The sequence below is a fragment of the Pseudoalteromonas sp. 19-MNA-CIBAN-0066 genome (assembly GCF_040308705.1).
GTDB lineage: Bacteria > Pseudomonadota > Gammaproteobacteria > Enterobacterales > Alteromonadaceae > Pseudoalteromonas > Pseudoalteromonas nigrifaciens.
In genome coordinates this window covers 1-242 of record NZ_JBEONZ010000388.1, presented here as the reverse complement: position 1 = coordinate 242, position 242 = coordinate 1, and the positions used below count along the sequence as shown (strand labels likewise).

1 protein-coding gene is annotated in these 242 nt (G+C 35.1%); it reads left to right on the top strand.

Translation table 11 applies throughout. The features are described from left to right. Positions 1-242, top strand: a 242-nt coding sequence (locus AAEZ18_RS19540; protein WP_352256113.1) for a hypothetical protein, incomplete at both ends; no start/stop codon positions are given.

The window sequence follows — 242 nt, the reverse complement described above, 5'->3', positions numbered from 1 at the left end:
AAACACCATAATACATAAAGATAAAAAGCATGATTTAGTGATTGTAAACTCTGAAATTCATCCTCGAATTAAAGTAACGCAACATGGTCTGGAGCCATTTAAAGAAGAATTACCTAAAAACCGCCGTGATGCAAAAGAGCGTTATTTAGAAATGGTTTATGTAAGTAGCGCTGATGTATTTGGCGAAGAAAAGCAGTTGCTGTTTATTCAAGCTCTAGACGGGCGTGAATACAAAATAGATT